This is a genomic window from Listeria cornellensis FSL F6-0969, assembly GCF_000525855.1.
Classification (GTDB): Bacteria; Bacillota; Bacilli; order Lactobacillales; family Listeriaceae; genus Listeria_A; species Listeria_A cornellensis.
The window spans coordinates 105,611-124,748 of sequence record NZ_AODE01000010.1 but is presented as its reverse complement, the minus strand read 5'-3'; the positions used below and the strand labels follow the sequence as shown (position 1 = coordinate 124,748).

The following is a 19,138-nucleotide window of genomic DNA, read 5'->3' as shown; positions in this document are numbered from 1 at the left end:
CCTTCTTCACACACGCGGCGTTGCTCCGTCAGACTTTCGTCCATTGCGGAAGATTCCCTACTGCTGCCTCCCGTAGGAGTCTGGGCCGTGTCTCAGTCCCAGTGTGGCCGATCACCCTCTCAGGTCGGCTATGCATCGTTGCCTTGGTAGGCCATTACCCTACCAACTAGCTAATGCACCGCGGGCCCATCTGTAAGCGATAGCCGAAACCATCTTTCAAACAGGCGTCATGCGACGCTTGTTATTATTCGGTATTAGCCCCGGTTTCCCGGAGTTATCCCCAACTTACAGGCAGGTTGCCCACGTGTTACTCACCCGTCCGCCACTAACGTCAGAAAGAGCAAGCTCTTTCGTCGGTTCGTTCGACTTGCATGTATTAGGCACGCCGCCAGCGTTCGTCCTGAGCCAGGATCAAACTCTCTTTAAAATAAAGATGAATCTGAATACTTATTCAACACCGTGAATAAGACCCTTGCGTCAAAATGACTTCGCTAGCAAATTACTTTACTAGTATTACTTTTGGAAATAGCTTTCTATTTCCGCCCTGCGATTCTTACCTAGAAACATTACTGTCTCTATTGGTTTTATCTTTGTTTCTGTTCAGTTTTCAAAGGTCAATCTCTCATTCGCTTTCATCTAGCAGCGACCTTCTTATAGTATCATTAGGGCTAATCTTTGTCAACAGTTTTTATCTTTTTTTTTGAATAAAAGTTTAAATGTTGTTTTTCAACTGATTTTCAAGCGTGAAACTCGGAAATCCTTTGCTATTAGCCGTTTTCATAATTACTTATAGGAGGCACGATAACTAGAATACCATGTATATTCTATAAACGCAATAGTATTTCATAATTTTATTTATAATTATTTATTTTATTGTATATTCACTAGGTTGTATGGATGATAAGGCCTTTTTCTGTAAAACAGTCCTTTAATGAAGAATCTAATTCATTTCCTGTAATAATGCTTGAAATATCAACGAAATCTGCGTATTTGTACAGTGATATCCTTCCGAATTTTGTGTGATCTGTTACTAAGAAAACTTCTGTTGCGGAATGCAGCATCTGAACTTTTGCTGGTACTAAGTATTCGTCGTAGTGCATGAGACCTTTTTCTAGATCGATAGCTGGTGTCGTGACGAAGGCCTTATGAACATGAAGATTCCGTAGGGTTTCTTCTGTAATCATACCGTTTAGCATGTAGGTTTCAGGATATAGAACTCCACCTGTCACGATGACTTTGATGGAAGAATGGCGTAAAATTGTTGCTACATTAATGTCATTCGTGATAACGGTTAGTTTCGTGCGGTCTTGGATAGCTCTCGCGATATGACCTGTTGTTGTGCCTGAATCAAGAATAATCGTGTCGCCATCCTCGATAAGTGATGACGCGTAGGATGCAATGCGTTGTTTTTCTTCAAATTGGACTTCTTCGCGTTTTTGAAACTCTGGTTCGGATATGATTTTTTCTTCTATCATGACGCCACCGTGTGTACGCTTTAGCTTTTTCTCATCCTCTAGAGTTGTTAAGTCGCGTCGAATTGTGACTTCGTGGACTTTGAAATGACGAGCTAGTTCGTTGACGCTTGCTATTTTTTTGTTTTTTACGTAGTTTAGGATGGCTTGTTTCCGTTCGATGGAAAGCATCTTTTTCTCCTTTCGTGATGAGACTAACTAAAAAATCTGCGTGGCACTTCCTAGGTTCTGGAGGTTTCACGCAGATTTGGGATATTATTTCAAACGTTTTTCTAGTTCTGCTTTCATTTCTTCGTAGCCAGGCTTGCCTAGTAATGCGAACATGTTGGCTTTATAGGCTTCTACCCCTGGTTGGTCGAACGGATTCACACCGTTTAGGTAGCCACTCACGCCAACTGCGATTTCAAAGAAGTACACTAAATAGCCGAACGAATAGGCGTCCAGTGACGGGATTTCTACTACAAAATTAGGTACATCGCCATCTGTATGTGCTAATAGCGTCCCTTGGAAGGCTTTGTCGTTTACATAGTCGACGGTTTCACCTGCTAGGTAATTCAGTCCATCAAGATCGTTGTCTTCTTTATTGATTGTGATTTCATGGCGGGCTTTTGCTACTTTGACAACTGTTTCGAAAATGTTACGGCGTCCTTCTTGGATGTATTGGCCTAGGGAGTGCAAGTCTGTGGAGAAGTTAGCGCTGGATGGATAGATTCCTTTTTGGTCTTTTCCTTCACTTTCGCCGAATAGTTGTTTCCACCACTCGTTGAAATATTGTAGACCTGGCTCGTAGTTAATAAGCAACTCGGTAACTTTACCTTTGCGGTAGAGTACGTTACGGGCTGCTGCGTATTGGTAGGCGATGTTTTTATCTAGTTCTGGGCTACTGAAATCTGCACGAGCTGCGTCAGCGCCTTTCATCATTGCTTCGATATCTACGCCACTTGCTGCAATTGGTAATAGGCCAACAGCTGTAAGTACGGAGAAACGACCACCAACGTCATCTGGAACGACAAATGTTTCGTATCCTTCTGAGTTTGATAGCTCTTTCAATGCGCCTTTTGCTTTATCGGTTGTTGCGTAAATGCGGGATTTGGCTTCTTCTTTGCCGTATTTCTTTTCTAAAAGTTCTTTGAATACGCGGAAGGCAATTGCTGGTTCCGTTGTTGTACCTGATTTAGAAATAACGTTAACAGAGAAGTCTTTGCCATCAATCACGTCGATTAGGTCGTGTAAATAGCTTGAACTAATGCTGTTCCCTGCAAAAAATACTTGTGGAGCTTGACGTTTTTCTTTATCTAGTACGTTATAGAATGCGTGATTTAGCGTTTCAATCGCCGCACGTGCGCCAAGGTAAGATCCGCCGATACCGATAACGATTAGGACCTCAGAATCTGCTTTAATTTTTGCTGCTGCTTTTTGGATGCGGGCGAATTCTTCTTTGTCGTAATCACGGGGTAGGTTGATCCATCCTAGATACTCGTTTCCTGCGCCAGTGCCGTTATGTAGTGCGTCATGTGCTGCTGTGACAGCTGGTTGTAAATAGTCGATTTCATGTTGCTCGAAAAATTTCAATGCGTTTGAATAATCAAATTGAATATGTGTCATCGTTTTCCCTCCAAATTTAGTGCGTTTTTATAGTACTTACTTTATATCAACTGTGCCGATTTAGCAAGAATTGTGTGTCCTAGTTTTCTTGTGGCAAAATGTACGGAACACCGTTTTCCAGAACGAGTTTGTTGATTGCGACGTCTTGTTCTTGAAGTAGGTCGTCCGCTTGGGGAATCGAGGTCCACCGAGCATGAAAAACGCTGTCGTCTTTCTCCACGGTGAGAAAATCTCCTGTTGCGGTTGCTTTATAGACAAATAAGCAGACATGTTCCCAAGCAGTTCTGCGTTCTTTGACGTACAGTAAGCTATCAATCGTGCAGTTAATCCCTGTTTGTTGTTTGACTTTTGAGATTAGCGCTTGTTCTAGTGTTTGATCAGTCTCGACCCGGCCACCTGGAAATGCCCATTTTAAATCGCGATTTTTCACGAGTAAAATATCATCCTTTTTTTCATTGTAAATAAATCCCTTTACCAACAGTACCCTTTTCATGAACAAACCTCCCTTAAGGTCTTATATTTAAAATTATCTAAAAATTCAAACCCACGAAGTAATCATTAACTATGTTGTCTAAAATGTTTGTTAATTAAAAACAGAAAACCTTATGATTAGGAAACTCCTGCATGAAGTCTCCTAAGGTTCATTGGTTTTACTTGTCTGCTTTATCTACCCATTCTTGTAGTTTGTCACGCAAGGTGTTGAAGCCTTCGTCTGGACCTGAGGACATTTGTTGTTGCGGACGTTTTGTTTCTTGTTTTGCTTTCGCTGGTGCTTCTTCTGTCGCACGGATGGACAGGCTGATTTTATTTGTTTCATTATTGATTTCTAGAATTTTGACTTTTACTTCTTGTCCAACTTCTAAAAACTCATGCACATCTTTTACAAAACCGTGGTGGATTTCTGAAATGTGTACTAATCCTTGTGTTTTGTCGTCCAATGCAACGAACGCGCCGTAGCCTTGGATTCCTGCTACCTTACCTGTAATAATATCGCCAACTTTAAATTCACTCATTCTCTATTCCTACTTTCTGACTTTCAATAATTACAAATTATATCACTACGCCTCAAAATACACAATTATTAGATTTGGTTTTGTTCATTGTTTCGCATGAGATTGTGATACAATGGGACTGAAAAGCGTATTTTCGAGGAGGATTTTGTAATGAGTCATTTTGATGAAGTAATCCCACGTATTGGGACAAACAGCGAGAAATGGGACGATGTAAAGAATTTATTTGGAACGGAAGATATTATACCGATGTGGGTGGCGGATATGGATTTCAAGCCGCCTTATGCTGTTCACCAAGCTTTTCAAAAGTTGCTGGATCATGGGATTTTCGGGTATTCGATGACGGTTCCGGGGTTAAAGCCGAGCATTGTTGACTGGCTGGCTACACGACACGGTTATAGGGTTGATGAATCGGCTATTTTTCTGAATGCTGCGGTTGTTCCTTCTATATCTATGACGATTCGTTCGTTAACGGAAAAAGGAGATGCAGTTTTGATGCATTCGCCAGTGTACCATCCTTTCTTCTTAGTAACTGCACAAACGGAGCGCGTTGTTACATTGACGCCGCTGATTTATGAAAATGGCGCGTATCAAGTCGATTGGGCCGATTTTGAGGAAAAAGTGAAGCACGTGGAATTGTTTATTCTTTGTAATCCGCATAATCCTGGGTGTCGTAGCTGGACGCGCGAGGAACTTCAAAAAATGGTTGCGCTTTGTGAGCGTTATGGTGTACCGATAATTTCGGATGAGATTCATTCGGATTTGACGATGCCTTGCGTGACGCATACACCGCTTGCTGTTGCTGCGCCGGATTATGAAGCGCAAATTGTGACATTGATGGCGCCGACGAAGACGTTCAACTTGGCTGGGATGAAGGCTTCTTTTTTCATTACGACAAATCCGGAATTCCAGAAGAAATTTGACTATGAGGCGAAGTATACGTCACGTCCAGAGTTGAATTCGTTTGGTGCGGTTGGTATGGAAGCGGCTTATCGTTTTGGCGCTGAGTGGGTGGATGAGTTGCGTGATTATATTTTTGCGAACTATCAATATACGAAAACTCAGATTGAAAAACATTGCCCGATGGTTGGGGTGACGGAGCTTGAGGCTACATATTTAACGTGGTTGGATTGTCGGTCGCTTGGTTTGGATGATAAAGCAATCTATCAAAACTTGATTGATGCTGGTGTCGGCGTGCAGATGGGCTCTGATTTTGGTGTCGCGGGCTCGGGCTTTGTGCGCTTGAATATTGCTTGTCCGAAAGAGACCTTGCAAAAAGGGATCGCTTGTTTAATAGAGGGCCTGCAGAAAACTCATTGATCGGTTTTTCACGATTTATTTGGTATACTGGATAGGAAATTTAAAAATGAGGAGTTGGAAAATATATGTTTTTAGGACTTCGTGAATTGCTTTATTCGAAGTTACGTTATTTCTTAGTGACGGGGATTATGATTTTGATTGTATTACTATCCTTGTTTTTATCGGGGCTTGCGAATGGTTTGGCGTATGATAATGCTTCTTCCGTCGCGAACAACGACGTGCCATATTATGTTTTAGCTAAAGATGCACAAGGTAAAGTGGAACGTTCGCTTTTCCCTGAATCTGATTTAGCTGGAATCAAAGAAGGCGATAATGTGAAGGATGCAGCGGTTCTTGGTCAATCAATGCAAACTTTGAAACGCGCGGATGACGGCAAGAAATTCAGTATGGCGGTCTTCGCGATTACGCCGGGTAGTTTTTTGGAACCGAAAGTGACGTCGGGCTCGCAGATGAGTGTCACGAAACCTGATGGCGTTATTCTAGATGCCTCTCTAAAGGGTGATTTGAAGGTTGGCGATGTTCTAGAGGATGATATTTTGAATAAGCAAATGACGATTATTGGGTTTGCGAAAGACCAGAAGTATAGCCACGCTCCTGTTGTTTACATGAATATGGCCGTTTGGCAGGCAATTAACCCGAGCCTCTACCATCAAAAAATTCCACAAACAAGTACGGTGGCGATTCTTGCTAAAGACGCGAATAAAGATGTTTCGATTGATAATAAGGATTTGACGATTATTACACATAAAGACTTTCTCGGTCAGATTCCTGGTTATTCTGCGGAGCAAATGACGCTGAACATGATGATTTTCTTCTTAATTGTGATTGGTGGCTTCATTTTGACGGCTTTCTTCTATATTATGACATTGCAAAAAACAGGTCAGTTCGGGATTTTGAAGGCACTTGGAACGAAGACGAGTTATTTAGTGGCAAGTGTTGTGTCACAAGTTGTGTTGATTTCAGTCGTGAGTATCGGGATTAGTATCGCTGCAACGGCTGGACTTTCAACGATCATGCCTGACGCAATGCCGTTCCGATTAACGGGTATGACGATGACGCTATACAGTGTACTATTTTTCGCCGTAGCGGTCATCGGTTCACTTTTATCACTCATCAAAATTGCTAAAGTAGACGCGCTGGACGCGATTCGGGGAGGCGATCAATAATGACAGCTCTTTTAAAATTTGAAAATGTAACGAAAACCTACCCTTCTGGCCCAACGACGATTCATGCGTTGCGCGAAACTAATTTTGAAGCAAATGCTGGGGAATTAATCGCGATTGTCGGACCTTCTGGCTCTGGGAAAAGTACTTTCTTATCCTTGGCTGGAGCATTACTGACGCCAACATCTGGAAAAATTGCCATCAACGGAAAAGTTATTAGCGACCTTTCGAAAAAAGCGCAGACGGAATTACGTTTGTCGGAGGTCGGGTTTATTTTCCAAGCAGCACATCTTGTTCCTTATTTGAAAGCACAGCAACAACTCGAGTTTATCGGCAAATTAGCTGGACAAGAAAAGCAAGCTGTCGCGCAGAAAAGTGAGGCCTTGCTGACACAACTTGGGCTCGGCGATCGTCTGCATTTTTATCCGAAAGATTTATCTGGTGGGGAAAAACAACGGGTGGCGATTGCGCGCTCGCTGATTAATGAACCTGCTGTGATTTTAGCGGATGAGCCTACTGCAAGTCTCGATTCTACGCGAGGTCGAGAAGTAGTGGAATTGCTTCGTGCAGAAGTGGAAGGCAAGGAACGTGCGGTTATTATGGTGACGCATGATGAGCGGATGTTGGATTTATGCCATCACGTTTATCGGATGGTGGATGGTGTTTTGACGCAAGATTAATGAACGGACGAAAGCGATACACCTTGCATTTTGGTGTATCGCTTTTTTGATGAGTATTACGCCTTCACCGTTTGTTCATACCCTGCGGCAATAAGCATTTTAATTTTTGTTACTGCTTGTTTGGTCGTCACAACATTATCTCGAATATAAATATCTTTACCTGGTGTTGGTGTCAAGCGAATGCTGTACAAGGCTTTTTCTATTTCGAATTTATCATTCATAAGATTGGATTGAATGGTTGCGCCCAAAATATTACCACGAAGATCAATAAAACTTGTTGTACTAGATGGTTGTTTTAAATAGGCGCAGTTTGTTAAGATGTTATCACTTATTTTGATGCCTTGAACTTCGCTTACTTTAGATGTTCCTCCGTTACTTAAACGGCCCAAATAAATGCCACTTAATGGTGTGTTAGAGATAATATTATTTTGAATGGAGATATTCGCCATATTAATCGGGAGTAGGAATGCGATACCGTAGCAACTTTTAAAATCGTTTGGAGCTAGTCCTGCTTCCATATCGATAGTACTTCCGCTCTTGCCAGTAAAAATAATATTATTGGTACCAATTGAAATATTCTTTATCCACCGATTTCCTTGGTAATCGCCTGCCAGTGTTATGCCAGAATAATTATTTGGACTCGTTGTGTAATCAGAAACGTCTACGCTAATCGTATTATTGCTAATAAGCACATTCTCCAATGATATCTCCTCATTATGCGTTGCCCATTGTTCCTCGGTTAGCCCTGGAACTGTGTTATCTTCTGGATGGTTGACCCATAGTTGGATACCTTTTTTTTACTTTTGTGAATGTATTTCCTGAAATAGTTATGTTTGCAGGAACCATACTTATGAGCTGGCCACTCTCACTTTCTTTTCCCCACATACGACTAGCTGCATTGACACCTGTACTATAGCCCTCTGAGTAATTCCCTGAAATAACGCTTTTTCCTCCATGTGTTTCAATACATCCCTTTGCTCGGATTGTTTCGTCATCAAAAGCATAGAATTTATTATTGCTCACGATGCTACCAGGACAGTTAAGATAAATAGCGGAGTTGTCGACATAGACTTGATTCGGGCTCACGCGATAAAAGCGACATTGCTCCACCGTCACATCTTGGCATGTCGTATCAATGTAACTTCCTCTAGAGGCGTTACAGCAAATCGCATTCGCGCCTGTTGTCGGATTGAATTCCATCTTACGAAAATGGACTTTACTAAAATTCTTGAATGAAAAAGTAAATTGTGATGCGCCACTTGATGAAGGTACTGGGTTTCCAGTTGGATTTTGATCAATCGTAAATCGCTCAAAATAGACACTATCTACGCGCGCTTCTGTGGAATTTTCCTGACCAAATATTACCTTGTATGATCCTGTTCCATCAGCTACTCTAACAATGGACTGGGCGCCATCTCCCATAATTGTTAAGTTACTACATAATGAAATTGCTGGTGTGGGCCGAATGTCGTAAGTGCCACTCGGAATATACAAAACACCACCTCCCCTAGCCCTAATAGCTGCAATTGCCCGTCTAAATGCAACTGTATAATCTGCATCTTCCTCTTCTTTAAAATCTAAAATGTTTAACCAATCTAATACTAAACCTATTGTCATCTCTTTTTCCTCCTTATTTCTTTCTACTTACAAACCGTATTATATATCAATTTCAGGAGGTAAACCTGTCTGAAATCGCCCATCTTTATTTATTTTTAAAAACGCAAAAAAGCTGGAGCTAGAAGTGGCGACTGCCCTTCCTAGCTCCAGCTTTGGTTCATTTATTATTCACCCATTAATTTCAAAGCGTGATCAAGTACTTTTTCACCGTTCATTGTACCGTAAGCTGTCATGTCAATAACATCCACTGGCACGCCTTTTGGTTCAGCCAATTTATCAACCGTTGATTTTTGGTAACGAACTTGCGGGCCAAGCAATACAACATCAGCTGTATCAATAAGTCCATTGATTTCGGAGATAGAATACGCGGCGATTGTTGCTTCTATTCCTTTTGCTTCTGCTGCTTTTTGCATTTTTGTTACTAATAAACTTGTGGACATTCCTGCCGCACATACTAATACGATATTTTTCATCAAAAATCTTTCCTTTCGATTTTAGGGTGGCTTGCTTTTACTATACTTACATTATACCACTATACAGCGTTTACACAAGACTGAACTCCGCACGCGAGCCGAGAAACATTGATCTTCGTCGTTAAAAGCTCTGTTCCGATGCTCTCGTACTTTAGTACGCTCCGCGTCGGTACTCGCTTTTGCCTAGAATATCAACGTTTCTCGGCTCGCGTGGGTTCAGTAGGGTGTCTGGGTATTTGTTGGAATGTCTCTGCGTGCTGACGCATTGCAACTTTTTATAGGATTGTGATTTTATCTATAGTGATGTCGTGGACTGGTTTGTCTTGGGCGCCTACGCTTACGGACTCGATTTCGTCTACTACGTCCATACCTTCTACTACTTGACCAAATACTGTGTGACGGCCATCTAAGTGTGGTGTTCCGCCGGCTTTGTAGGCTTCGATTACTTCGGCTGGGAATCCAGCACCTTCCATTTGTTTTGCCATTTGTGGATGCAGATTTTTATTTGTTACGATGAAGAATTGGCTGCCGTTTGTTCCTGGGCCTGCGTTGGCCATCGATAGAGCGCCGCGCATGTTGAATGCGTTTGGTGAGAATTCGTCTTCAAATGGTGCTCCCCAAATGCTTTCGCCGCCGTAACCAGCACCTTCTGGATCGCCGCCTTGAATCATGAAGTCCGCGATAACACGGTGGAAGATGATGCCTTCGTAGTAGCCGTTTTCTGCGTGTGTTAGGAAGTTTTCTACTGCTTTTGGTGCGATTTCTGGGAACAGCTTGATTTTGATTGTTCCGCGATTTGTTTCCATCGCTACTAATTTTTCGTTTGTTGCTACTTCTTTTGATAATTGTGGATAGTATGTCATTTTTTTAATCTCCTCTTTTGCTTTTAGTTGACTGCTCTTATTTGAACCAGATTATAAGTAAGTTCACAAATACAGCGAGTACATATATACATAATAAACTAGCCGCGCCCCAAATAACAATTTTTTTTGACCATGGTGCCTCCTCTTCCTTAGAGCGTTTATTTTTGTTTCTGTCCTTCTTTATTCTATAATGGAATTAGTGATTTGGAAACTAATAAGGAATAGAGATGGTTTTTATGTCGATTAAACAACGGAATCTGTATATTTTAATGGCGGCAAATTTGTTGATTTCGGCCAGTACGACGATGATTATGCCGTTTTTATCGTTGTATATTGAAACTTTTGGTGATTATAGTGAGGCGTATGTACAACGCTGGGCTGGATATATTTTTGGGGTTGACTTTTTTTAGTCGCTTTTATTTTTTCGCCGATCTGGGGACGGATTGGGGATAAGTATGGGTTTAAGAAAATTTTGATGTTTACTGCTTTTGGGATGAGTATTAGTATTTTCCTTATGGGTTATGCTCATTCTGTCACGTATATGATGATTTTGCGGATTTTCATGGGGGTCGTGACTGGCTTTATTGGTATTTCTAATGCTTTTATTGCGAGACAGACGGATCGTAATGAGGCTGGAAAAGTGCTTGGGACTTTGCAATTGGGCGGAGTAACTGGGATGTTGTTTGGTCCACTGCTTGGTGGGGCTTTGGCTGACTTCTTCGGGTTTTCGAGTACGTTTATTATTACGGGAATCGCGATTTTTGTTGCTGCGTTGCTTGTGACTTTTGGTTTGAAGGAGATTCGACCGGATTTAGAGGGCGTGAAAAAAGTGACGTATTCGCGTCGGGAAGTGTTGAAACATATTTTCCAATTGCGGGTTTTGATGATGGTGATGATTATTTCGTTGCTTATTCAGGTCGCGAATTTTAGCGTGCAACCTTTACTCGCGCTTTATGTTGGGGAGTTGACGCATACGGATAATGTGGCGTTATTGTCTGGGCTTGCTTTTTCGGCGGCTGGTTTTGGTAATTTAGTGATGACTCGAAAATGGGGAGAACTTGGGGATAAGTATGGGTACGAGAAAATTTTGAATATCTTGCTGATTATGGCGGCCTTGTTTGTTTTACCGCAGGCTTTTGTTCCGAATTTGTGGTTGTTTATTTTCTTCCGGTTCTTGTTCGGTATTGCGATTGGTGGCATGGTGCCTTGTGTGACGGCTTATATTCGGCTGTCTGCTCCGGGTCAGATGCAGGGCGAGATGCTCGGCTATAATCAAAGTGCTCGTTTTCTCGGGAATGTGATTGGACCGATTCTTGGTGGGACGATGGCTGGTTTTGTCGGGATGAGTAATGTTTTTGTCTTTACTAGTTTCATGTTTGTCGTCGCGTTTGTACTTCTTTGGTTTAGTTTGAGATCTGATCGAAAACGCCATGTGAATGTGGACTAATTCTTTAATCGTTGTTCTTTTTTTCGGGACAACGATTTTTTTTATTTTTTCACCTTTCTTCATATTTATAGAATTCGAAAAATATCACCCTTTTCACAGACTAATCAAGTTTCTACCCTTTTTTTCAGGTAAATAAGTATGCTATAATAAAAATTGTGGCAAACAACGCGTGTTCCATGTCTTTATTTTTCGGGCATACCCACGAGCACAGAATCACAGCCTATTCTTTATCTTCGGGTTTTTCAGTTGAAGCTTCTATGCTTTCATAAATAAATTGTGATGTTTCGTCATGTTAGATCTTATTTTCATCAAGGAGGGAGAACTTTTGTCATTTCTACACCTCGCCATTTTCTTGCCATTTTTCATGGCCATGCTCATTCCCATTTTTTATCGATGGACCAAACAACTGCATACTGGATGGATTGTTTTGCCAATTCCCGTCATCTTATTTATCTATTTTTTGACGTTTATTCCGCAAACAATGGATGGGGTTGTCACGCAGACGATGCCTTGGATTCCATCACTCGGTATTAATTTCACTGTCGTTGTCGATGGGCTCAGCTTATTATTCGCTTTGCTTATTACAGGGATTGGGTCGCTCGTCACGTTTTACTCTATTTTCTACTTAGGTAAAAAGAAGGAGCGTTTAAACAATTTCTATGCATTTTTGTTTATTTTCATGACAGCAATGCTCGGAGTTGTGCTCAGTGATAACCTGGTTGTTCTCTATTTATTCTGGGAAATGACATCGATTAGCTCATTCCTGTTGATTGGCTATTGGTATCACCGGGAAAGATCGCGTTATGGCGCGCGAAAATCATTACTTATCACCGTCTTTGGAGGCTTAATGCTCCTCGGTGGGATTTTATTACTTCACCTTATTACAGGTTCGTTCTCATTACGCGAAATTATTTCGGAGGCCGCGCTTGTTCAGAGTAGCTCCCTCTTTATTCCAGCAATGATTTTTATTTTGCTGGGGGCGTTCACAAAATCGGCGCAGGTTCCGTTTCATATTTGGTTGCCTGACGCGATGGAAGCGCCGACGCCAGTTAGTGCGTACTTGCATTCGGCGACAATGGTCAAGGCTGGAATTTATCTGGTTGCTCGTTTTACACCTCTTTTTGCGATGTCGGGTGCTTGGTTTTGGACGATTTCGTTGGTCGGGATTGTGACACTTTTCTGGGGTTCGATTACGGCAACGAAGAAAACCGATTTGAAGGCGATTTTGGCGTATTCTACCATCAGTCAGCTCGGCTTGATTATGACGTTGCTTGGTGTCGGGGCTGCTGCGCTTCATTTTGATTCTTGGAATGATAACATTTATATTGGCGCAATTGTGGCTGCAGTGTTCCATCTGTTTAACCATGCCACATTTAAAGGTAGCATGTTCATGATGGTTGGGATTGTCGATCACGAGACCGGGACGCGGGATATTAAGCGCCTTGGTGGTTTGATGCAGATTATGCCGATTACCGCGACAATTGCTTTTATCGGAACGTTTGCGATGGCTGGTTTGCCGCCGTTTAATGGCTTCCTAAGTAAGGAGATGTTTTTCCAAAGCATGGTCGATGTGACGTCGCTGAACCTGTTTCATGCTGAGACGTGGGGCGTTGTATTGCCGGTCATAGCTTGGGTCGGAAGCATCTTCACGTTTGTTTATAGCCTGATTATCTTCTTCAAAACCTTTGGTGGCAAATTCAAACCGCATTTGTTGCCGAAAAAACCGCACGAGGCTCCGATTGGCTTATTGTTACCGCCAATGATTCTGTCAGCGCTTGTCGTCATTACTGGGTTATTCCCGAACTTGATTGCAAAACCACTCCTTGAGCCTGCGGTGAAATCGATTATGCCTTCGCTTTATGGGACGGATTATTCGATTCATATAAGCTTCTGGCACGGCTTCACGTTGGCTTTATTGATGACAGCCGGCGTCATTATTTTAGGGATGCTCCTATACAAGACGGCGAATTGGTGGAAACCTTTTATTTCAGAGAAAGTTCCGGCGTTTTTCCGTTGGGGCAAAGCCTATGATAATGGGATGTATTATATGGAGCAAGGCTCGTATCGCTTTACTTTATGGGTGATGACTGGCTGGTTGCGGACGTATTTGAACTACATGTTGACGGCTTTCATTATTTTAATGCTTGGTACGATTTTTGCGACGGATGCGCTTAATTTCGATCTTTCGGCGATTTCGCGTGTGACGTTGATGGACTATGTTTTAGTGCTTGTCATGATTGTAACGCTACTCGGTGTTGTCTTTTCGAAATCTCGTATTACCTCGATTATTTTGCTTGGTGCCATGGGTTATACGATTAGTATTTTCTTCATTGTGGCTCGGGCGCCCGATCTTGCGTTGACGCAGCTCGTGATTGAGACGATTTCTGTTGTGCTTTACTTGCTCGTTTTCTACCATTTGCCGCAGTTTAGTAATATTGAAGAGAAACCGCGATGGCTTTCCGTGAAAACATTTATTAGTATCGGTGTTGGACTTGTCGTCTTCTTAATTTCACTTTCGGCCTATGATACGACATTTTACGATTCGATTTCGCAGTATTATATTGACAATACGTACACGAAAGCTGCTGGGAAAAATATTGTCAACGTTATTCTTGTCGATTTCCGTGGCTTTGATACGTTGTTCGAAACGGCTGTGCTCGCAATTGCATCCATTGGTATTTTTGGAATGATAAAATTACGGTTAGCTAGGAGGGGAAAAAATGAAAACAAATGACGTATTGCTGCGTAATGTGACCAAGGTTGTTGTGTTTATTATTTTCCTGTTCTCGCTTCATCTATTCTTAGCTGGGCATTATAATCCTGGTGGTGGCTTTGTTGCCGGATTGATTTCAGCCGGCGCCGTTACACTAACGTTGATTGCGTATGATTCGCAGACCGTGAGAAGTATGTTAAATATTAACACAATTATGATGACTGGTGTCGGATTGTTATTTGCAGTCGGTACCGGCATGATTGGTATTCTTACTGGCGATCCATTTTTGACGCATAAATTCGGTCATGTGGATTTGCCGATTATTGGTGACACATCGCTTCACACAGCGACGATTTTTGACTTAGGTGTTTACCTGGTCGTTGTTGGTGTGACGCTTACGATAATTCAGACGATTGGGGAGAGTGACTAGATGGAACTGTTGATGTCGATTTTAATTGGGCTCATGTTTATGGCAGCCACTTACCTCCTTCTTTCAAAAAGTTTGTTGCGTATTATTCTTGGAACGGCGATTTTAAGTCACGGAGTTAACCTGCTTGTTCTGACAATGGGTGGTTTGAAAAAGGGGAAGGCTCCTTTACTCGATACACCAGGGCTTTCCGCTTACAATGATCCACTTCCTCAGGCGCTTATTTTGACGGCGATTGTTATTAGTTTTGGTGTGACGGCATTTTTCTTGGTGCTTGCTTATCGGGCTTATCAGGAACTGGATAGCGAGAGCGTTTCAAAGACAAGGGGGCATGAATCTGATGATGACTAACCTTGTTTTAATGCCCATCTTGATTCCGTTTTTTTGGGGCGATTTTCTTGATGTTATTACCGCGAAAAGTGATGGTGCAGCGTGTCCTTGCTGTGATCACGAGCGTTGTGCTGATTGGTGCTAATATTTTTCTCGTTTATTACGTCTATCAAAATGGAATTCTCGTTGTAACGCTTGGAAACTGGCCGGCGCCGTTTGGGATTTCTATTGTTGGCGACATGCTAGCGATTCTGCTCGTGACGACGACGAGCCTTGTGCTTCTTGCTACGCTGATTTATTCCTTCTACTCTATCGGAAAACCTCGAGAACGATTTCTTTATTATCCGGCTGTCTTATTTATGATTGTCGGTGTTAACGGCTCATTCTTGACGGGAGATATTTTCAACTTGTTCGTTTTCTTTGAAGTGATGTTGATGGCCTCTTATGTATTGCTCGTATTAGGTGGGACAAAAATTCAACTGAAAGCTACGGTCAAGTATTTGCTGATTAATGTCATTGGTTCAGCCTTTCTGGTTATGGCGATTGCCCTTCTTTACTCGATGATTGGCACGCTGAACATGGCCGATATTTCGCAAAAAATTTCTGAGATTCATGGTGGCAATACAGGAATGATAACGGTTGTTGCAGTGTTATTCTTGTTCGTATTTGGATTAAAAGCTGGGATATTCCCACTTTACTTCTGGCTACCTGGTTCTTATTTTGCACCACCGATTCCAGTTCTTGCTTTGTTTGGGGCTTTGCTTACGAAGGTTGGAGTGTACGCGATTATTCGGGTTTATACGCTGTTCTTCTATAACGAAACAAGTTTTGCGCTACCGTTATTGTCTACACTCGCGCTCATTACGATTGTGCTCGGTGTCATTGGCGCCATTAGTTACAACGATATGAAAACGATTATGATTTACAATATTTTAATTGCGGTTGGCGTGATTCTGTTCAGCGTCTCGCTCATGACCCGCGAAGCTATGACCGGTGCGATTTTCTACTTGATTCACGATATGCTGATTAAAGGCACACTGTTCCTTGTGATCGGTACTATCATTGCAATCACTGGCTTTTCCAGCATCAAAAAATTCAGTGGCCTCATGAGCGTGAAGCCATCGCTTGGCTGGACGTTCTTTATCGGGGCGCTTGGTCTTGCTGGTATTCCACCACTCAGCGGCTTTATTGGAAAACTGTTAATCGTGGAAGGCGCTTTTGCCGTTCAGAATTATGTTGGTGGCGTTGTCGTTCTTCTTTCTAGCCTGTTCGTCCTGCTTTCGATGATTAAGATTTTCTCCAAAGGTTTCTGGGGCGAGAAAAAAGGCACGTTTAAACTAGATATTCCGTACCGAAAAATGATGGTACCCGTCTTGATGTTGCTCGCAATTTCTGTCGCTTATGGTATCTTTTCAGAAGGTATGTATCCGCTAATTGAAAAAGCGGTCGATCCATTAGTTGACCCATCGATTTATATTCAAGCGGTACTGGGGGAGTGATGCAAAAATGGCGTTTCAATTAATTATTAATATTATTCTTGCCTGTTTGTGGATGTTCTTACAGTCTGCTTTCACGATGGGAACTTTCATTCTTGGTTTTATCATCGGGATATTCTTGCTGTTCTTCATGCGCCGCTTCCTTGGCTCTCGTTTTTACATTTGGCGAATTTTAGCGCTTGTGAAATTGATTTTTAACTTCTTTAAGGATCTCATTATTTCGACCGTGATGGTAGCGCGTATTGTTTTGAAAAAAGATATGAACATTCGACCAGGAATTTTCCGGTATGAAACGACGCTTGAAACTGACTGGGAAGTGACGATGTTGGCGATTCTTATTACGCTGACACCAGGGACGCTTTCTATCGATATTTCCGATGACTATAAAGCAATTTATGTGCATTCGCTTCATGTTCCGAATATTGAAGAGGAAATTGCGACCATTCGCAAATCCTACGAAGGCGCGATTATGGAGGTGTTCCATTGATTATTATAACCGCAGTCCTAGCCATTGCTCTGTTTATGTATTCTGTCTCGATTTTCCTTTATTTATACCGGATTTTAAAAGGACCAACGACGTCGGATAAAGTTGTAGCGCTGGACTCGATTGGGATGAACCTTGTCGCGATTGTTGCCCTGCTTTCGATGTTACTGGACACGAGTGCGTATTTGGATGTTATTCTCTTGATTGCTCTGCTCGCCTTTATTGGTACTGTCTCATTCGCTAAATTTGTGGAGAAAGGTAAGGTGATTGAACGTGAACGTGATAATTGAGATTATTATTTCGATCATGATTCTAATCGGTGCCTCACTCAGCATTTTGGCGGCGATTGGTGTTATTCGCCTTCCGGATGTCTATACACGAACGCATGCAGCCGGGATTAGCAATACGTTTGGCGTAAGTTTATTACTTTTCGCGACGGTCGGTTACTTTTTCCATTCAGGGGAAGGCTTTAACGCGCGGGTTCTGCTTGCGATCCTGTTTATCTATTTGACCACGCCAATTGCCTCTCATTTGATTAACCGTGCGGCTTACGATACCGGTGTGCCACTGGCGATACGAATTCGTGACCAACTACGCTCTGTCAAAAAAGACGACGAAATTAAGCAGCGAAAAAATATTATTATCAAACAAGAGCAGTTAGAGCGTGCGCGTCAAGAACGTGAAGAACTCGAGGAACAGCTCGATTGGGATTTACGTGATGAGAAGATTGTGGAACGTGAGGAGTTAGAGGATATTGCTCGTGAACAAGAGGAAACATTGATTGAGCTTGAATCTGATGACTCGGAACAAGAAATAATCGAACTTGACGAAGAAAATGATACAGATAAAAAAGAATAGATAAAACGCCATGTCCCGCGAAAAATTGGGGCATGGCGTTTTTTTTATGCTCGTTTTGGCTTAACCGCTAATGTACAGCGACTGATGGCTATTAATTTATTGTCTGCCTCACTGCGAATCTCGACTTGCCACACATGTGTCGTTCGCCCGATGTGAATAGGTGTCGCCGTAGCAAGCACATAGCCATCTTGTATAGAGGAAATATGGTTCGCATTGATCTCAAGTCCAAATGCAATTTCGTTCGAGCTCACATGCTCTGTGGCCGCGATACTCGCTGTCTGTTCAGCAAGTGCCACCGATGCCCCACCATGCAAAAATCCAAACGGTTGCCGCGTTTTTTCATTGACCGGCATTCTCACGGATGCAGAATCCTTCGTCAGTTCTACCAGATCCATTTCTAAGTATTCATCTAAGCTCATAATCGTATCTCTCCTCGCCCTACCTATTTCCTAATTATAGCTGAAAAAAGTGGTTGTGACAAAAGTCAGACTATCCATTTGCCCGTCTTCTATTGAGGATCTAACTCATTTTATTCAAACATTCTCGAATAGGTTTCTCTTCCCTTTTCTTGTGGTACAATACTAATATAACTGTTTGCTAGGGAAGAGGAGATCGCCATGTTAATCAATGTACCTTTAATCGCTTCGCTCATTGCTATTTTTTTCGCGCAATTTGTCAAAGTTCCAATCCATTTGCTTGTTTATCGTAAAATGCAATGGGGTCTCATGTTTTCAACGGGAGGTATGCCTAGTTCGCATTCAGCAGCTGTCACAGCGCTCATGACTACACTCGCTATTACGTACGGGATTGATTCTCCTTATTTCGCCATTGCTGTTGTTTTCGGGATTATTGTCATGTTTGATGCTACCGGTGTTCGTCGCCAAGCTGGGGAACAAGCCGTCGCGCTCAATAAATTAGCCCGCGATTTCCATGAATTCGTAGAACATGCAAAAGGATTAACGGAACCAGGACAAGAAGAAAAACAAAAACACTTGAAAGAAATGCTCGGTCATAAGCCAATGGAAGTTTTCTTTGGCGCTTTGACAGGTATCGCGATTGGTTTTCTTGTGGATTATTTATTTGGACTTTTATAAAGATGATGAGGCGATTCGCAAAATAGGCGGTCGTCTTTTTTTGTCAGTTTTAATATGTATTGAAAAGGGAATAAGGAGGTAGGTAC

19 protein-coding genes, 1 rRNA gene and 2 pseudogenes are annotated in these 19,138 nt (G+C 42.2%); 12 read left to right on the top strand and 10 right to left on the bottom strand.

Annotation, left to right across the window (positions count from 1 at the left end; genetic code table 11):
* From PCORN_RS04340 to yugI, 5 genes are all read right to left on the bottom strand, one after another.
* A 16S ribosomal RNA gene (locus PCORN_RS04340) occupies positions 1-427 on the bottom strand; the annotation flags it as partial.
* Between the two features lie 457 nt (positions 428-884).
* Complete coding sequence (locus PCORN_RS04335; RefSeq protein ID WP_036077864.1) at positions 885-1,643, bottom strand: DeoR/GlpR family DNA-binding transcription regulator; 759 nt, start codon at positions 1,641-1,643, stop codon at positions 885-887.
* A gap of 84 nt (positions 1,644-1,727) precedes the next feature.
* The gene (locus PCORN_RS04330; RefSeq protein WP_036077861.1) at positions 1,728-3,077 is read right to left on the bottom strand and encodes a glucose-6-phosphate isomerase; all 1,350 of its coding nucleotides are present in this window, start codon (positions 3,075-3,077) and stop codon (positions 1,728-1,730) included.
* Positions 3,078-3,156: 79 nt separating this feature from the next.
* A complete protein-coding gene (locus PCORN_RS04325; protein WP_036077858.1) occupies positions 3,157-3,570 on the bottom strand; it encodes an NUDIX hydrolase in 414 nt (137 codons plus the stop codon).
* A gap of 157 nt (positions 3,571-3,727) precedes the next feature.
* Entirely contained in the window at positions 3,728-4,090 is a 363-nt protein-coding gene (gene yugI / locus PCORN_RS04320) for a S1 domain-containing post-transcriptional regulator GSP13 (protein WP_036077856.1), read from the bottom strand.
* Positions 4,091-4,240: 150 nt separating this feature from the next.
* Here yugI and PCORN_RS04315 point away from each other — a divergent pair, with 150 nt between their 5' ends.
* From PCORN_RS04315 to PCORN_RS04305, 3 genes are all read left to right on the top strand, one after another.
* On the top strand, positions 4,241-5,407 hold the full coding sequence (locus PCORN_RS04315) for a MalY/PatB family protein (RefSeq protein ID WP_036077854.1): 1,167 nt from the start codon (positions 4,241-4,243) through the stop codon (positions 5,405-5,407).
* Positions 5,408-5,472: 65 nt separating this feature from the next.
* Entirely contained in the window at positions 5,473-6,573 is a 1,101-nt protein-coding gene (locus PCORN_RS04310; protein WP_036077851.1) for an ABC transporter permease, read from the top strand.
* Positions 6,573-7,250: an ABC transporter ATP-binding protein gene (locus PCORN_RS04305; protein ID WP_036077848.1), complete on the top strand. Its 678-nt coding sequence runs from the start codon at positions 6,573-6,575 to the stop codon at positions 7,248-7,250. Before PCORN_RS04310 ends, PCORN_RS04305 begins: the two co-directional genes overlap by 1 nt.
* 56 nt (positions 7,251-7,306) lie before the next feature.
* On the opposite strand, the gene PCORN_RS04300 is transcribed toward PCORN_RS04305, so the two are convergent.
* The 4 genes from PCORN_RS04300 to PCORN_RS04285 all read right to left on the bottom strand — a co-directional run bounded on the left by PCORN_RS04300 (position 7,307) and on the right by PCORN_RS04285 (position 10,203).
* Positions 7,307-7,951, bottom strand: a complete 645-nt coding sequence (locus tag PCORN_RS04300) for a hypothetical protein (protein WP_036077846.1) — start codon at positions 7,949-7,951, stop codon at positions 7,307-7,309.
* Between the two features lie 55 nt (positions 7,952-8,006).
* Complete coding sequence (locus PCORN_RS04295; protein WP_036077844.1) at positions 8,007-8,867, bottom strand: glycosyl hydrolase family 28-related protein; 861 nt, start codon at positions 8,865-8,867, stop codon at positions 8,007-8,009.
* 164 nt (positions 8,868-9,031) lie between these two features.
* A complete protein-coding gene (locus PCORN_RS04290) occupies positions 9,032-9,340 on the bottom strand; it encodes a PTS sugar transporter subunit IIB (protein WP_036063597.1) in 309 nt (102 codons plus the stop codon).
* 275 nt (positions 9,341-9,615) lie between these two features.
* Positions 9,616-10,203: a peptidylprolyl isomerase gene (locus tag PCORN_RS04285; protein ID WP_036077842.1), complete on the bottom strand. Its 588-nt coding sequence runs from the start codon at positions 10,201-10,203 to the stop codon at positions 9,616-9,618.
* A gap of 236 nt (positions 10,204-10,439) precedes the next feature.
* On the opposite strand from PCORN_RS04285, the pseudogene PCORN_RS04280 reads away from it, so the two are divergent.
* The 8 genes and pseudogenes from PCORN_RS04280 to mnhG all read left to right on the top strand — a co-directional run bounded on the left by PCORN_RS04280 (position 10,440) and on the right by mnhG (position 17,958).
* Positions 10,440-11,650 (top strand): annotated as a pseudogene (locus PCORN_RS04280) (lmo2377 family MFS transporter).
* 325 nt (positions 11,651-11,975) lie between these two features.
* The gene (locus PCORN_RS04275) at positions 11,976-14,384 is read left to right on the top strand and encodes a Na+/H+ antiporter subunit A (RefSeq protein WP_036077840.1); all 2,409 of its coding nucleotides are present in this window, start codon (positions 11,976-11,978) and stop codon (positions 14,382-14,384) included.
* Positions 14,371-14,793 carry a Na(+)/H(+) antiporter subunit B gene (locus tag PCORN_RS04270; RefSeq protein WP_036077837.1) on the top strand — a complete coding sequence of 141 codons (423 nt, stop codon included), beginning with the start codon at positions 14,371-14,373 and terminating at the stop codon, positions 14,791-14,793. Before PCORN_RS04275 ends, PCORN_RS04270 begins: the two co-directional genes overlap by 14 nt.
* Positions 14,794-15,141, top strand: a complete 348-nt coding sequence (locus tag PCORN_RS04265; protein ID WP_036077835.1) for a Na(+)/H(+) antiporter subunit C — start codon at positions 14,794-14,796, stop codon at positions 15,139-15,141.
* Positions 15,134-16,619 (top strand): annotated as a pseudogene (locus PCORN_RS04260) (Na+/H+ antiporter subunit D). The gene PCORN_RS04265 and the pseudogene PCORN_RS04260 overlap by 8 nt, the downstream one beginning before the upstream one ends.
* A 7-nt stretch (positions 16,620-16,626) precedes the next feature.
* Complete coding sequence (locus tag PCORN_RS04255; RefSeq protein ID WP_036077833.1) at positions 16,627-17,103, top strand: Na+/H+ antiporter subunit E; 477 nt, start codon at positions 16,627-16,629, stop codon at positions 17,101-17,103.
* Positions 17,104-17,138: 35 nt separating this feature from the next.
* On the top strand, positions 17,139-17,390 hold the full coding sequence (locus tag PCORN_RS04250; RefSeq protein WP_260447338.1) for a Na(+)/H(+) antiporter subunit F1: 252 nt from the start codon (positions 17,139-17,141) through the stop codon (positions 17,388-17,390).
* Positions 17,374-17,958, top strand: a complete 585-nt coding sequence (gene mnhG / locus PCORN_RS04245) for a monovalent cation/H(+) antiporter subunit G (protein ID WP_036077893.1) — start codon at positions 17,374-17,376, stop codon at positions 17,956-17,958. Before PCORN_RS04250 ends, mnhG begins: the two co-directional genes overlap by 17 nt.
* 44 nt (positions 17,959-18,002) lie before the next feature.
* Here mnhG and menI read toward each other — a convergent pair whose 3' ends face one another.
* The gene (gene menI / locus PCORN_RS04240; protein WP_036077831.1) at positions 18,003-18,377 is read right to left on the bottom strand and encodes a 1,4-dihydroxy-2-naphthoyl-CoA hydrolase MenI; all 375 of its coding nucleotides are present in this window, start codon (positions 18,375-18,377) and stop codon (positions 18,003-18,005) included.
* A 198-nt stretch (positions 18,378-18,575) separates the two neighbouring features.
* On the opposite strand from menI, the gene PCORN_RS04235 reads away from it, so the two are divergent.
* Positions 18,576-19,052, top strand: a complete 477-nt coding sequence (locus PCORN_RS04235; protein ID WP_420912012.1) for a divergent PAP2 family protein — start codon at positions 18,576-18,578, stop codon at positions 19,050-19,052.
* The last annotated feature ends 86 nt before the right edge of the window (positions 19,053-19,138 follow it).

Excerpts from the sequence above, each read along its gene's own strand:
- PCORN_RS04335 (WP_036077864.1), bottom strand. The coding sequence starts at position 1,643 with ATGCTTTCCATCGAACGGAAACAAGCCATCCTAAACTACGTAAAAAAC.
- PCORN_RS04330 (WP_036077861.1), bottom strand. The coding sequence starts at position 3,077 with ATGACACATATTCAATTTGATTATTCAAACGCATTGAAATTTTTCGAG.
- PCORN_RS04325 (WP_036077858.1), bottom strand. The coding sequence starts at position 3,570 with ATGAAAAGGGTACTGTTGGTAAAGGGATTTATTTACAATGAAAAAAAG.
- yugI (WP_036077856.1), bottom strand. The coding sequence starts at position 4,090 with ATGAGTGAATTTAAAGTTGGCGATATTATTACAGGTAAGGTAGCAGGA.
- PCORN_RS04315 (WP_036077854.1), top strand. The coding sequence starts at position 4,241 with ATGAGTCATTTTGATGAAGTAATCCCACGTATTGGGACAAACAGCGAG.
- PCORN_RS04310 (WP_036077851.1), top strand. The coding sequence starts at position 5,473 with ATGTTTTTAGGACTTCGTGAATTGCTTTATTCGAAGTTACGTTATTTC.
- PCORN_RS04305 (WP_036077848.1), top strand. The coding sequence starts at position 6,573 with ATGACAGCTCTTTTAAAATTTGAAAATGTAACGAAAACCTACCCTTCT.
- PCORN_RS04295 (WP_036077844.1), bottom strand. The coding sequence starts at position 8,867 with ATGACAATAGGTTTAGTATTAGATTGGTTAAACATTTTAGATTTTAAA.
- PCORN_RS04290 (WP_036063597.1), bottom strand. The coding sequence starts at position 9,340 with ATGAAAAATATCGTATTAGTATGTGCGGCAGGAATGTCCACAAGTTTA.
- PCORN_RS04285 (WP_036077842.1), bottom strand. The coding sequence starts at position 10,203 with ATGACATACTATCCACAATTATCAAAAGAAGTAGCAACAAACGAAAAA.
- PCORN_RS04270 (WP_036077837.1), top strand. The coding sequence starts at position 14,371 with ATGAAAACAAATGACGTATTGCTGCGTAATGTGACCAAGGTTGTTGTG.
- PCORN_RS04265 (WP_036077835.1), top strand. The coding sequence starts at position 14,794 with ATGGAACTGTTGATGTCGATTTTAATTGGGCTCATGTTTATGGCAGCC.
- PCORN_RS04255 (WP_036077833.1), top strand. The coding sequence starts at position 16,627 with ATGGCGTTTCAATTAATTATTAATATTATTCTTGCCTGTTTGTGGATG.
- PCORN_RS04250 (WP_260447338.1), top strand. The coding sequence starts at position 17,139 with ATGTATTCTGTCTCGATTTTCCTTTATTTATACCGGATTTTAAAAGGA.
- menI (WP_036077831.1), bottom strand. The coding sequence starts at position 18,377 with ATGAGCTTAGATGAATACTTAGAAATGGATCTGGTAGAACTGACGAAG.
- PCORN_RS04235 (WP_420912012.1), top strand. The coding sequence starts at position 18,576 with ATGTTAATCAATGTACCTTTAATCGCTTCGCTCATTGCTATTTTTTTC.